The sequence below is a fragment of the Brevibacillus sp. YAE8 genome (genome assembly GCF_057543335.1).
The window spans coordinates 60,378-72,601 of the sequence record NZ_BAAIYG010000019.1 but is presented as its reverse complement, the minus strand read 5'-3'; the positions used below and the strand labels follow the sequence as shown (position 1 = coordinate 72,601).

14 protein-coding genes are annotated in these 12,224 nt (G+C 54.1%); 3 read left to right on the top strand and 11 right to left on the bottom strand.

All coding sequences use genetic code 11. The annotated features are described in order from the left end of the window. Window positions 1–41: 41 nt before the first annotated feature. The 6 genes from AC27IT_RS19495 to AC27IT_RS19470 form a co-directional block, all read right to left on the bottom strand. A complete protein-coding gene (locus tag AC27IT_RS19495) occupies window positions 42–218 on the bottom strand; it encodes a hypothetical protein (protein WP_155808582.1) in 177 nt (58 codons plus the stop codon). A gap of 381 nt (window positions 219–599) precedes the next feature. After that, window positions 600–1,136, bottom strand: a complete 537-nt coding sequence (locus tag AC27IT_RS19490) for a hypothetical protein (RefSeq protein ID WP_005830426.1) — start codon at window positions 1,134–1,136, stop codon at window positions 600–602. A gap of 153 nt (window positions 1,137–1,289) precedes the next feature. After that, window positions 1,290–1,982 (bottom strand): DUF2306 domain-containing protein, encoded by a 693-nt coding sequence (locus tag AC27IT_RS19485; RefSeq protein WP_005830428.1) that lies wholly within the window; start codon window positions 1,980–1,982, stop codon window positions 1,290–1,292. Between the two features lie 19 nt (window positions 1,983–2,001). Beyond that, window positions 2,002–2,592 carry a TetR/AcrR family transcriptional regulator gene (locus AC27IT_RS19480; RefSeq protein WP_005830430.1) on the bottom strand — a complete coding sequence of 197 codons (591 nt, stop codon included), beginning with the start codon at window positions 2,590–2,592 and terminating at the stop codon, window positions 2,002–2,004. A gap of 140 nt (window positions 2,593–2,732) precedes the next feature. Further along, entirely contained in the window at window positions 2,733–3,251 is a 519-nt protein-coding gene (locus tag AC27IT_RS19475) for a GNAT family N-acetyltransferase (protein WP_283858152.1), read from the bottom strand. Window positions 3,252–3,393: 142 nt separating this feature from the next. Next, entirely contained in the window at window positions 3,394–3,786 is a 393-nt protein-coding gene (locus AC27IT_RS19470) for a hypothetical protein (RefSeq protein WP_007784390.1), read from the bottom strand. A 156-nt stretch (window positions 3,787–3,942) separates the two neighbouring features. Between AC27IT_RS19470 and AC27IT_RS19465 the strand changes: the two genes are divergently transcribed. After that, window positions 3,943–4,911 carry an MraY family glycosyltransferase gene (locus AC27IT_RS19465; protein WP_283858153.1) on the top strand — a complete coding sequence of 323 codons (969 nt, stop codon included), beginning with the start codon at window positions 3,943–3,945 and terminating at the stop codon, window positions 4,909–4,911. Between the two features lie 114 nt (window positions 4,912–5,025). Here the strand turns inward: AC27IT_RS19465 and AC27IT_RS19460 are convergent, their stop codons facing one another. From AC27IT_RS19460 to AC27IT_RS19450, 3 genes are all read right to left on the bottom strand, one after another. Beyond that, entirely contained in the window at window positions 5,026–5,892 is an 867-nt protein-coding gene (locus AC27IT_RS19460) for a GNAT family N-acetyltransferase (protein ID WP_238504083.1), read from the bottom strand. A 36-nt stretch (window positions 5,893–5,928) separates the two neighbouring features. Further along, complete coding sequence (locus AC27IT_RS19455) at window positions 5,929–6,648, bottom strand: 3'-5' exonuclease (RefSeq protein ID WP_005830439.1); 720 nt, start codon at window positions 6,646–6,648, stop codon at window positions 5,929–5,931. A 187-nt stretch (window positions 6,649–6,835) separates the two neighbouring features. Then, entirely contained in the window at window positions 6,836–7,510 is a 675-nt protein-coding gene (locus tag AC27IT_RS19450; protein ID WP_005830441.1) for a tetratricopeptide repeat protein, read from the bottom strand. A 184-nt stretch (window positions 7,511–7,694) separates the two neighbouring features. Here AC27IT_RS19450 and AC27IT_RS19445 point away from each other — a divergent pair, with 184 nt between their 5' ends. Continuing rightward, the gene (locus AC27IT_RS19445; RefSeq protein WP_026558169.1) at window positions 7,695–8,864 is read left to right on the top strand and encodes an MFS transporter; all 1,170 of its coding nucleotides are present in this window, start codon (window positions 7,695–7,697) and stop codon (window positions 8,862–8,864) included. Between the two features lie 65 nt (window positions 8,865–8,929). Beyond that, window positions 8,930–9,637: a purine-nucleoside phosphorylase gene (gene deoD / locus AC27IT_RS19440; protein ID WP_005830445.1), complete on the top strand. Its 708-nt coding sequence runs from the start codon at window positions 8,930–8,932 to the stop codon at window positions 9,635–9,637. Between the two features lie 150 nt (window positions 9,638–9,787). Here the strand turns inward: deoD and AC27IT_RS19435 are convergent, their stop codons facing one another. Continuing rightward, the gene (locus tag AC27IT_RS19435) at window positions 9,788–10,066 is read right to left on the bottom strand and encodes a biotin/lipoyl-binding protein (RefSeq protein ID WP_476578002.1); all 279 of its coding nucleotides are present in this window, start codon (window positions 10,064–10,066) and stop codon (window positions 9,788–9,790) included. After that, the gene (locus AC27IT_RS19430) at window positions 10,041–12,104 is read right to left on the bottom strand and encodes a sigma 54-interacting transcriptional regulator (protein WP_235694666.1); all 2,064 of its coding nucleotides are present in this window, start codon (window positions 12,102–12,104) and stop codon (window positions 10,041–10,043) included. Before AC27IT_RS19430 ends, AC27IT_RS19435 begins: the two co-directional genes overlap by 26 nt. Window positions 12,105–12,224 lie beyond the last annotated feature (120 nt).

Sequence of the window (12,224 nt, the reverse complement as noted above, 5' to 3'; positions counted from 1 at the left end):
AAAAAACAAGCGATCCCCAAACAGGAATCGCTTGCCGCTAGTCACGCGAAATGCTTGACCAGATTCAGAAACAGATCAATAGCCGTGCCGATCTCTTCCTCGTCGATATCAAATTTGGGGTGATGATGCGGATAGGCGCTCTTTTTTCCGCACAAAAACACGATGTTTGGCTTGACCGCTTCCCGTTTTTCAGCCATCCATTTCGCGACGGCGAGCAAGAGCGCCGTATGTCCGTCGTGTCCCAGGGGAATTGTAGCGTGGCGGCATAAAAAAACCTTCTCTGCCGAAAGAGAAGGAGTTGGATTTTCAGAATAAGGCACAGGAAACGGGACGAAATAGGGAGGTTGGTGTTCGCGGTTGTCCAGCCGAATCGAACGAGTAACCGATGAACCGAATAGGCGTCTGGCGATTCGTTCTACCCATACAAATTAGGATTAGCACGTATGCTCTGTCATACATTTCTACGAGCGACCAGCGCTCATAGGGGTCCTTGTCTCGCACAAGGATAGGCGTTGTCCGCGATTTCCTGTGGCTGAGATGTACTCAGCTTACAAAACGCAATCCGTTACGTTTTCTAAGCTAAGCACATGAAGCTGTGCCTAGTCTTCCAGCTCGATATATTTTTCGGCCTGCGGAAACTCCAGAAAAATGTTGTGGCATTCGTCTTCAATCAACTGGGACAAGCGCTTGACTTTTCTCTCCAGCTTCAAGCCGCTTTCCCGCGCTTTTTCAATGTCGTACATGGCGCGCGTGATCGTCTTGTCCCCGCCATTGAAGTAGCCGCCCGTATTCAGTTCCTCTTTTTTCATCGAACCGTATCGCTTCAGCGAGGCAGCTTCCTTGCGCATATGCTTCGCAATCTGCATCGCAGTAAAAAGGCTGATCTCCTGATTGTTCCAGGTGATTTTGTGGGCGAGATTGGCGCTGTGGATCAGCTCGTCAATGACGCGGAAGTCTTCGCGCGCTTCCTCCAGCTCTTCCGTGATGAGCGCAAACGAACGAGTCGGCTCCTCCGCTTGCTCGCCTTTCACATAGACGCAGAAGGCGTTTTTTTCGCGCTCCTGATCGAGCTCGCTGACCTTGTGGGCAATATCTGAACGCAACGGAACAAGTGCTGCCAAAGACAGTTTCGCCATTTCCAACCTTCCTTTCTCTCGGGACGAAATTTACTCTTTCAATGAGACGAGCCAATAGCTGGAAAGTTTCGTTTTTTCCAGAAAACTTTTGGCACTGGCTTTTAGAAAAATAGCAAAGCCCCCTCATTCATCGAGGAAGCTTTGCCGGTGCAGTCATGCGCTTTTGGATGAGTTGAATTTTTTGTGGTAATAGCGGGAAAATCCGATGATACAGGGGACGAGGACGATCGTCGGCATAAACCAGACGAGCGGGTGAACAGAGCTTAGGCCGAGCAGGCGCGGCGCACCGAACACGGTAAAGGCCGTAATCGTCGCGATACAGCAGCCGAGCATTCCTCCCAGATGCTCAAACCACCAGTGGAGCTTTCGCCCCGGCGGCCGCAGCCAGTACACAAGCTGCGTCGTGCCGAGGAAAATCCCGATGAACGGAAACCAGGTCAGCAGGGTAAAGTCGATCGTCGCCCCGTACAGGCTCATAGCTGCGCCCGAGGCGACCAGCAAAGCGGGAAACAGCAGGTCGACCGGTTGGCGATGCGCCGCTTTGCGGTTTTTGTACCGCAGCACGCGAATCCCGTACCAGGCTGTCGCCGAGCTCAAAATCGAGATAAAAATGAGGAACCAGGCGAAGGCGACGGACTCGACCGTTTTGTCCGGATCGAATCCGATCCGCCAGATGCCCATGACGAGGGCCGAGATCGCGACTGCTCCCATCGCGATCACGTAGACCCAGCCTGAGCGCACGTGCGCCTTTCCGCCCTTTTTGGTGACGATTGGCAGCCAGAATACGAGCAAGGCGGTAAATCCGGCGATGATGTGAATCACTTTGAAAATCGAGAAAAGAAGCATGGCGCTGTTTCCCCCTCTGCTAACCATTGGTCAGCGTCTGATACATGATCTGATGCACTTCATCGACAGTCAGTCCGCTCGCATTCGGCGCGATTTGCGTCTTCATCCGGATGCCGTACGTAATCATCGTGAAAAAAATCGCGACCTTCTCCGCATCGAGCGTGGCCGGGATCACGCCAGCCCGCTGCCCAACCTCGATCCATTCCTTCGACGTCTGGATGCTCTCCTCGTGCAGCTTGGCAAGCATCTCGCCAATCACCGGGTCTTCTCTTTTGCTCAGCAAGTAAATCAGGATCAGATTCGTCACATCGCGCGGGTTGTGAATGTGGCGCAAGCCCTGCGAGATACTCCCGAGTGCCCCCGTCAATTCGCTTCCCCCTTCTTTTACGGTTTGGTAAAACCGCTGGCTGATGGCGGCAAAACGTCTTTGCAACAGCAAGCCGAGCAGTTCATCCTTGCTTTTTACGTAATGGTAGATCGCGCCCTTGGACAAGCCTGAACGCTTCATGATGTCCTGCAACGTCGTCTGCTGGCATCCTTTTTCCAAAATCAATTCCTCTGTCGCCGTCAGCAGCAATTGGAAGCTGGGGTTTTGATGAATCGATGACATAGTATCCTCCTGTAGAAAATGGACATGGAAGTCGGTTCCTTACGACCACTATACAAACCGTCGGTCGGTTTGTCAAGCGAAAGAAAAAACACGGACGTCGCTTCGTCCGCTTGACGCTGCTTTTCGCTGCTGCTTACGCTTTACTGCGAGCCGATGAGTTTGTAGTAGATCACCGTGTCGTGCAGGCTGCCGTCAGCAGACATGGCGTAGTGCGGGATTCTCCCGCCCTCTTGGTACCCCATCGCCTGATACAGCCGATTGGACGGATCTTCGGCGCGCGTATCCAAAACGAGCAGGCTGCGGTTCTCGGCCAGCGCCCGCGCCTGTGCAAGCAGCATCAGCGTGCGGCCAATGCCTTGCCGCTGCGCGGAAGGATGCACCATCAGCTTGGCGATTTCCGCCCGATGCCGTCCGTTTGGCCGCTCAGCCAGGTGGAGCTGGACTGTCCCGACGATGCCGTTTTCATTGGCTGCCACCCAGACTACCACCTGCTCGCCCGTTACCGAGGCCAAGTAGGCGTATGCTTCTTCCCAGGCCAGTGGCGGCAAAAACCCGACGGAAGCCCCATCCGCTACGACATCCACCAGCAGCCCGGCCAGCTCGCGAAGCTCCTGCTCCGTTGGCTGGATCACTTCTCGATACGATAAACCTGGCGTCATGCTTTGTCCCCTCCGTTACGTTTCGCTATGTGCGTGATTATTCTGTATCCTTTAGCACCACTATAACCGAGAAACGGAGCGCTGTCAGTTAAAACGGAACATTTTATGTAAGGAAAATTAACATACATATATCACCGATCCGTTATGGACGATACCCGTACATGCTAAAGATGAAAAAAAGACACGCATACACAACCCCTGCCGGAACAATCGAGAGCGCGATCCAAAATTTTTGCGCCGTTCCACGGGCAGCCTTGAACCAACCGTAGTAGTTGAACAGCAGCACGAGCAGAAACGGAACAAAGAAAAATCCGAGCATGGACTCGACCCACGCCGAATTGTTGTCCCAAAATTGCTCCGGCACCGGCAGCGTATGATACTCCGCGTAAATTGCTTCCTTGCGTGAGATGAACACGTACGACAGAACGATATAATAGACGATTACAGCGGCCTTGACCCAGCCCTTTATCCCTTTTGTCGTCCATAACAGCATAAAAATGATGCCCAAGATGAACCATAAGGCCATGTATTCCATCCCGATCCCTCCTAGAAGGGATTATATTTTTTCGCGCTGCATGAAATAAGTACCAACTTTTTTTGGTACCTCCCCGGCTTTCCCGGCAAGAGTCGACAAAATTTGGAATCCTTCCTATAATAGACTTGTCAAAAAAAAGCTGTCTTTTCGTAGGAGATGGTCATGATTACATACGCGATTTCGTTTTTGCTGTCGTTTGCTATCGTCATGGTGCTGATTCCACCGCTGGCCAAATTGGCGTTTCGCCTTGATTTTGTGGACAAGCCCCGGAAAGACGTCGAGCGCAAGATTCATCGGGAGCCGATCCCGCTAACCGCCAGCTATGCGATCTTCGTCGGCTTCGCTACATCGTTTCTGCTGTTTTCCAAAGAATCGCCGGAACAGACGATTGCCGTTTTGATCGGCTCGCTGCTCCTTCTTACCATCGGCACGATTGACGACTGGTACAAGACGCAGGGCAAAGACTTCTCCGCTCTGCCAAAAATGATCGTCCAGCTTTCCGCCGCCGTGATCGTGTACTTGTCCGGAATCAGCTTCTCCGGCTTTTACAATCCGCTGAGCGGGGAGTACATCCTGCTGCCGGAATGGCTGCAGTTCATCCTCACGATCTTGTGGATTTTCGGTGTGACGACGGTCATCAACTTTTCGGACGGCATGGACGGCCTCGCCGGAGGGCTGACCGCCATTTCTGCCGGTACGCTGTTCGTCGTCGCCCTTGTCAAAGGACAGACGACCTCCGCCATCATGGCGATCAGCCTGATCGGGGTCGCTCTCGCTTACTTGCGCTACAACAAGCCGCCCGCGAAAATTTTCATGGGAGACGCAGGGGCGACTTTTCTCGGCTTTATCCTCGCCGTGATCGCGCTGGACGGAGCCTTCAAACAGGCAACGGTCCTGTCGCTGTTCATCCCGATTTTGGCGCTGGGTGTGCCGATCTTCGACAACCTGTTCGTCGTAGCAAAACGGTTCATGCAAGGCAAGCCGATCTACCAGGCAGACGCCAGCCAGGTGCATTACCGCTTGCTGCGCACGGGGCTTAATCCCAAGCAGGTCGTGGCGTTTCTATGCTTAATCAGCATGTGCTTCTCGCTGACCTCGATTATCCTGCTTTTGCTGGGTGTATAGAACGAAAAAATGCCGCTTCGGTCCTCCCACGGACCTGCGGCATTTTTTTATGCTGAACAGGCTGGCTGGCGCAGCCGTTTCGCTTGTCGCCCAGGCCAGGCGAGGCCCGCTTCTCTACAGGAGCGCTCGCTTCGCCGTCAGCATCGTCTGGGTAATCCGAAAGCCTGTCCCTTCGTACAAAGCAATCGCAGGCTTGTTGTGCGTTCCTGTCACGAGGTACGGCTGCAAGCCTTTTTCCAGCGTCCGGTTTATGAAAAACCGGGCAAGCTGTTTGCCGTAGCCTTTTTTCTGGTGCTTGGGGTCGACGAAAACATCGTAGGCTTCGCCATGCGGGGTCACGATCAACGAGCCGACAAACTCGCCCTGTTCCTCGTAGAACATGTAGATGTCGTCCTTCATTTCCGTGAGCAGCCACTTTTGCCAGGAGTCCATCGTTTGTTCGCAGTAGTCGGTCAGACGGTACGGCTTCAGATCAATGCTTTTGCGCACCTCATAGTAGGCGTCGCTTTGGGACTGGATGTAGCAGGGCAGCTCCTGCTCGGCAAAAGGCTTGACCGCAAGCGTCGGCTCCGGCACCATCCCGCCTGTGTACTTCATCGTATGCTGTCCCCACAACGGCGCGAAGCCTTTTTTGGCAAAAAACGCCCCGGCATCGCCCTCGTCGATGCGATACGTGGCGACGACCGCCGTCGGCTTCTGCTCGTGCGCAAGCAACTGTGTCCAGACGAGGTCGAACAGCCGGGAGCCGATCCCTTTTTTGCGCTGCTCGGGACGTGTGTACACGTACATTTCCGCCGTCCCCTCTTCGCCAAAAGAGGTTAAATCGTACAAGCCGCAAGCGACGATCTCCCCTTGCTCCTCACAGAGAAACACCGTGGCCGATTTCAGGATTGCCGCGAGTTCCACCGGGCGCCATTGCACCTCTTTTTGCAGCATCGCCACGACCGTGCCCAGGTCGCGCTCCTTCAGGTTGCGAATCATTTCTCTTCTCTCCCTCTGCTGCTCATCGCCTGCGCGCTAGCTCTGCTTCGTGGCTGTCGCTTCCGCCGTCTGCTCCAGTTGCTTTTTATGTTGCAGGCACGCCTGGCATCTTCTGCTTTTTCTGCCAAAAGCGGTGTAGTATTTGAGCTTTTTGCAGGAGCGGCACGTCACGTACAGCGAGCTGGACAAATTGTAGTTTTGCTCGGGCGTGTTTTGCGAGAGGTGGACGGTCTTGTTGTATTTGATTAAAAGGTGCGCCGTATGTATGGCATCGACCAAAGCCGAGTGCAGCCTTCCTTCCTGAACGATGCCGGCTGCATCAATCGCGTCTTTCAGACTCATCTGCTTGCGGTCGGCGAGCAGCATGCTGATCGCGGGCTGGATGTCGTTGTAGTTGCGCAGCCAGTTGAAATCAAGTCCGAAGCGGGCGCAATGCTCGATCATCAGCCGTTTGTCGTCCTGGCCCCACGAGCACAAATAGTAGTCCTCGTCCGTGCCGATCCAGTCGAGAAAAGCGTCGAAGGCTTTGCGAAACGGAATAAACGTCGGCATGTTTTCTTTGTCCAGGCCGATAAATTTGCGGGTGCGCTCCGTAATTCTGCGCTCGATGGCCGGAAACGTGTAGCGCTGGAAGGTGTCGACCTCCACGCCGTTTTTTCCGGTCACGACTTTTGCCGCACCGATCTCGATGATTTCCGGGATCTTGTCCCGTTGATGGGTAAGGGTTGTTTCCAGGTCATAGACAATGATTTGCAAGCAGTATCACATCCTGAATGTATTGGTTCTATTATGAACGGTTGCGGGCATGGATTGCAAAAAGCAGCAGGCAAACGCTTTCCTTATTTAATGGATAATTGTATAGGAGCGCGGACAAAAAACAAAGCAAAAAATGGCTGCCGTACATGGCAGCCACGAAAAGCCTCTATCTGGTTGTGCCGGATTTTCAAAACGTTTTCCGCAGCCACGCGAGCAGCGCCCAGCGCCTTTCTGTCCGGCGCTTGTAGGCGGGCAGTCCCCGGTACACTTCTGTCGCTTCGCGAAAAGATGCCTTCGCCTTGTCTTTTTGCTGCAGCTCGTCGTACACGACGCCAAGCTTGAAGTACACCTCGCACGACGACATGTTCATTTTCGCCAGCTCCTCCAGGTATTCCAGCGCTTTTTCCCGCTGCTGGCGCTTCGCGTACTCTTCCCCGACAATCAGGCGCGGCTCCCCGTATCTGACGCGCGGATTGAGCTTCAACGCCTGCCCGATCAGCTCCAGCCCCTCTTCCATCCGCCCTGTCTTCAGCAAGCAAATGCCTTTGTCACACAAATATTCGGACGAATCCTGCATCGTGGCGGCGATCCCTTCCAAGTAAGCCAGCGCTTCTGCATATTGCCGCTTTTCCATGTGCAGACGGGCCGCCTCCAGCTTGGCTGGCGTGTCGTGCGGGTTCAGCCGCAACTGCGTGCGTAACGCCGACAGCCTTCTCCAACGGCGATACGGCTTGGTAATGTCAGGCAGCAGCCGGACAAAGCGGCGATCCAGGAAATACAGGACGAGCAAAATAATCAGCATGGCGATAAACGGATTGCCTGTCAGCCACCACAGGATTGAGAACAAGAACAGTTTCCCCAAAGATTTCCCCTCGATCCTCTCTTTTTTCTTTTTTTACTATAAGAGTCTGCCAACTCTATTGTCAAATATTGTTACCTCAAGATAAAAGGTTACTACGATAGTGGTTGTTATCCACCGCGATATAGGTTACTATAATCGTAGTAACCTATAATAAACTATTTCAAAAGGAGGTTTGCTCGCCACCGTGAACATGAAAGTGTACCTCCTGGCTATCGCTGCCTTTGTCGTAGGAACGGTAGAGCTGATTATCGGCGGCATCTTGGACATCATCGCGGGGGATTTGCAAGTCTCCATCAGCACCGCAGGCTGGCTGATTACGATGTTCTCTGTTGTTTTTGCGCTTTCCGCTCCGATTTTGCTGACCGTAACGGCAAAGGCCGAGCGAAAAGCGCTGTATTTGTGGGCGCTGGCCGTTTTTTTCGTCGGCAACGTGATTTCTTGGCTCAGTCCTCATTATTCGATCTTGATGCTTGGGCGGATTTTTTCCGCAGCGAGCGGTTCGCTGATTATCGTGCTGTCCATCACCATCGCTTCCTCGATCGTCCAGGAGGCGTACCGGGCGAGAGCAATCGGCGTCATTTTCATGGGCGTGAGCGGTTCGCTCGTGCTGGGTGTGCCGCTTGGCCTTGTCATCGGCAATTCGTTTGGCTGGCGCGCGCCGTTTTTGCTTATTTCCGTTTTGACGCTCGTCTCCATGATCGGGATTTCCGCCTTTTTGCCGAAAATCCCGGCAAGGCCGACGATTCCGCTCAGAGAGCAGCTTTTGACGCTGAAAAAGCCGAAGATCATCAGCGCGCAACTGACGTCCGTGTTCATGCTGACCGGACATTTGACGTTGTACGCCTATTTCACTCCGTTTTTGAAAACGGCTTTGCACCTGTCTTCCGGCTGGGTCAGCATCGTCTACTTTATTTTCGGCATCTCCGCTGTGCTCGGCGGCGGCGTTGGCGGCTGGGCGGCAGACAAGCTCGGTTCGACGAAAAGCATTTTGGTCATTATCGCCTCGTTCGCTGTCGTGATGTTCCTCATTCCGGCAGTGACGTTTTCGCTCTATTTGTTCCTCGTCGTGATGATTGTCTGGAGCATGCTCAGTTGGGCGATCACGCCCGCGCAGCAAAACTACCTGATCGAAACGGCCCCCGAGTCGTACGAGATTCAGCAAGGCTTGAACACGTCCGCGTTGCACATCGGCATTGCGCTCGGCTCGGCCGTCGGCGGCTTTGTCATTGAGCATCACTCTGTCGTGGACACGGCCTGGGTAGGCGGCATCTTCGTGCTGATTGCCTTTGTCTGCGCTGTTTTTTCTATTACAAGACCTGCTACGTCCAAGCTTGGTCAGTCCATTACCATTTAAGGAGGTGAATGCCGTCGCGCCGAGAGCGAGCCTGTGCGTTCCGCTCGGTGCGCGACGGCCTTATCATGAGCACACATATTCAAGCCAAACCAGGTGAAATCGCAGAAAGCATCCTGCTGCCAGGCGATCCGCTGCGGGCCAAGTACATTGCTGAGACGTTTCTCACAGACGTGACCTGCTACAACCAGGTGCGCGGCATGCTCGGCTTCACGGGCACTTATCAAGGCAAACGGGTGTCTGTGCAAGGGACAGGCATGGGCGTTCCGTCGATTTCGATTTACGTCAACGAGCTGATCCGCGACTACGGCGTGAAAAATTTGGTTCGCGTCGGAACGTGCGGCGGCATCCAGAAAGACGTGCATGTGCGCGACGTCATTATCGCCATGACGGCATGCACGGACTCGAACATGAACCGCCTGACATTCCCGGGCTTCGACTACGCGCCTTGCGCCAATTTCGAGCTGTTGCAAAAAGCGTACAACGCAGGCGTTGCCAAAGGCTTGCCGGTGCGGGTCGGCAACGTGCTGACGGCCGATGTGTTTTACCGCGAAAGCATGGAGCCGGTGAAAAAGCTCGGCGACTACGGGGTGCTCGCCGTAGAGATGGAGACGACGGCGCTCTATACGCTTGCCGCGAAGTACGGCGTCAACGGTTTGTCGATCCTGACCGTCAGCGACCATATTTTCACGGGCGAGGAAACGACGGCCGAAGAGCGGCAGACGACGTTCAACGACATGATCGTCATGGCGCTGGAGGCCGTTATCGCCGAGTAAGCATCATCGGCGTACGCGAGAAAGCTTACAACAAAAAGGGATCTGCGCTCGCTGGCAGATCCCTTTTTGCTGTACGTATTTGACGCAGCATGAACCATTTTGCTTGCTTCGGGCATTCGCCCGCTTTTTGCCCAGGCGAAACGATCCGGGTTACGCCTTGCTTTCGCATTCGTCCCGCTTGCTCGACTCTTCGCTGCAGAGCATGATCGACGCCAAAATCATCCCCGCAATTACCAGCTCGCCTTGCTCGACTTCAATCGCCTCCACACTCCCTGTAACCGGAGAGAGGATGTCGATGCTCCGGCTGCCGTCTGCGAGTGTGAACAGCACTTCTCCCTCCTGCACAGAATCACTCAATCGAAAAAAGATTCGCGCAATGGTTCCGGCAAATGGCGATACTACGTCATACTTTAAACCCAATCTGCTCACCTCGACTTATCTTCTCTTGGATTTCCTGATATTTGCGACTGATCGTGGACTGGCTGACGCCGAGCACCTTGGCTGCCATGGACGTCGTCTTGAACTCGTCCATCGCCATCTTGATAAGCTGCTCCTCCATCGCTCTCGTCGCTTCCTTCAGCGGCATGATCTTGGTCAAACGCTGCCGCATATACTGCTTTTTCTTCGTCTTCAACAGCGGCGTAATGTGGTGCGCTTCGATGAGATCCTCGTCTGCGGTGACCACGATTCGCTCGATGATGTTTTGCAATTCGCGCACGTTGCCTGGCCAGGAATACGATTCCAGCAGGTCGAGGGCGTCTTGGGACAGTTGGGTGGAACGTTCGTATTTTTCGTTAAACGTTTGCAAAAAGTGCAGGCTGATGAGCGGGATGTCCTCAGGGCGGTCGCGCAGCGGCGGAATCACGACAGGAATGACGTTCAGCCGATAGTAAAGGTCCTCGCGAAACGTGCCTTCCTCGACCATTTTTTCGAGATTTTTGTTCGTCGCGGCGATGATTTGCACATCGACCTCGACGATCTCCGAGCCGCCTACCGGGATGATCTCTCGCTCCTGGAGGACGCGCAGCAGCTTGACCTGCAGATTGAGCGGCATTTCTCCGATCTCGTCGAGAAACAGCACGCCTTTGTGGGCCATGCGGAAATACCCCGGCTTGCCGTTCGTATTCGCGCCTGTAAACGCGCCCTTTTCATAGCCGAACAGCTCGCTCTCCAACAGCGTCTCCGGGATCGCCCCGCAGTTGACCTTGACGAACGGGTGGTTGTAGCGCGGCCCCAACTCGTAAATCGTGCGAGCGAACACTTCTTTGCCGACGCCGGATTCCCCGGTGAGCAGCACGGTCGACGAAGTGTTGGCGATCTTGTGAATGTACTTCATCACTCTTTCCATCGGCTCGCTGGCGTAGATCAACTGGCGGTTTTTCGCGTACTGCTTCTGGTCGCGCAAATGCTCCAGTTCCTTTTTGTATTTCTCCGATATTTTTTTGACCTGGAGCAGTTCTTCCTTCAGCATGACCGTCTCCGTAATATCCCGCAGCGCAATGACGATCCGCTCCAGCTTGCCTTTGCCGTCAAAAATCGGGTTGCCGACCGCGAGCACATTTTTGCCCGAGCGGCTCTCCTGGGTGACGGACACTTTTCGTTTTCGCTCCATCACCATCCGGACGATCGCGGAGAAAAACAGCCCCTCCTGCTCCAGCTCCATCAGATTGATGCCGACGAGCTGCTCCTTGTTGATCTCCCAAAAGTCTTCGATCAGGTTGCCGCTGTAGCGCAACAGCACGCCTTTTTCATCGAGGACGAGAATCTCGTCGTAGATCGAGGAAAGAATCCCTTGCAGGTCGGTGTTGAGGTTTTTGACGTATTCCATCTCCATCGCCATTTTTTCGATGTACGGCAAATCTTGCAGGACGATCGTCGCCCCGGTTACCGTGCCGTCCTGGCTGCGAATCGGGCAAAAATCGGCCAGCACCCCGATCCGTTCGTTGACGATGATGTAGTTGAGCACCTTTTCCCCGTACTCGATCACTTTGTGAAAAACGTCCGGGTCGAGCAACTCGCCGACCCGTTGCTGGCGCAGCTCCTCCGGGGTCACGCGAACCATCCGCAACACTTCCGAGCTGAAGTTCTCGATCCGCCCCTTCTCGTCCACAATCAAAATGCCCATCGGGATCGAGTTGAGCAGCGAGCGAATCCAGTCGGGGTGCCCGGACTGGCTGGTCAGGACGTAGTACAGCACATCTTCGCGGCGCAAGTAGCCTTCGGGCTGTCCGGCCGGACCGGAAACCACGACGACTTCTTCTCCGCATACTTTGAAAAAATCCGGGACGTCTTCTCCCTGTTGCAAAAAAGAAAGGTTCGTTTGATAGGGCAACTCGCGCACGGGCCTGTCCATCCAGTCCGCGTCCGTCATCCGTTGCAGCAGATCGGTGTTGCGTATATAGGCAACGAGCTTTTGTTCATTGTTCGGATCGGTTACAAACACATAGCGTTCGTTGAACCGTGACATGATGTTCCGGACTTCATTTACTGAAGATTCAAACGATACAGTCAACGCTTTTCTGACAAAACGATTTGAAACCATAGGTCCTCCCAATATTGCTTGGCGTGTGACTTCTATTATACTCAG

Coding starts and splice junctions, on each gene's coding strand:
- AC27IT_RS19460 (WP_238504083.1), bottom strand. CDS start 5,892: ATGATTCGCAACCTGAAGGAGCGCGACCTGGGCACGGTCGTGGCGATG.
- deoD (WP_005830445.1), top strand. CDS start 8,930: ATGAGCACACATATTCAAGCCAAACCAGGTGAAATCGCAGAAAGCATC.
- AC27IT_RS19465 (WP_283858153.1), top strand. CDS start 3,943: ATGGTCATGATTACATACGCGATTTCGTTTTTGCTGTCGTTTGCTATC.
- AC27IT_RS19490 (WP_005830426.1), bottom strand. CDS start 1,136: ATGGCGAAACTGTCTTTGGCAGCACTTGTTCCGTTGCGTTCAGATATT.
- AC27IT_RS19475 (WP_283858152.1), bottom strand. CDS start 3,251: ATGACGCCAGGTTTATCGTATCGAGAAGTGATCCAGCCAACGGAGCAG.
- AC27IT_RS19485 (WP_005830428.1), bottom strand. CDS start 1,982: ATGCTTCTTTTCTCGATTTTCAAAGTGATTCACATCATCGCCGGATTT.
- AC27IT_RS19430 (WP_235694666.1), bottom strand. CDS start 12,104: ATGTCACGGTTCAACGAACGCTATGTGTTTGTAACCGATCCGAACAAT.
- AC27IT_RS19470 (WP_007784390.1), bottom strand. CDS start 3,786: ATGGAATACATGGCCTTATGGTTCATCTTGGGCATCATTTTTATGCTG.
- AC27IT_RS19480 (WP_005830430.1), bottom strand. CDS start 2,592: ATGTCATCGATTCATCAAAACCCCAGCTTCCAATTGCTGCTGACGGCG.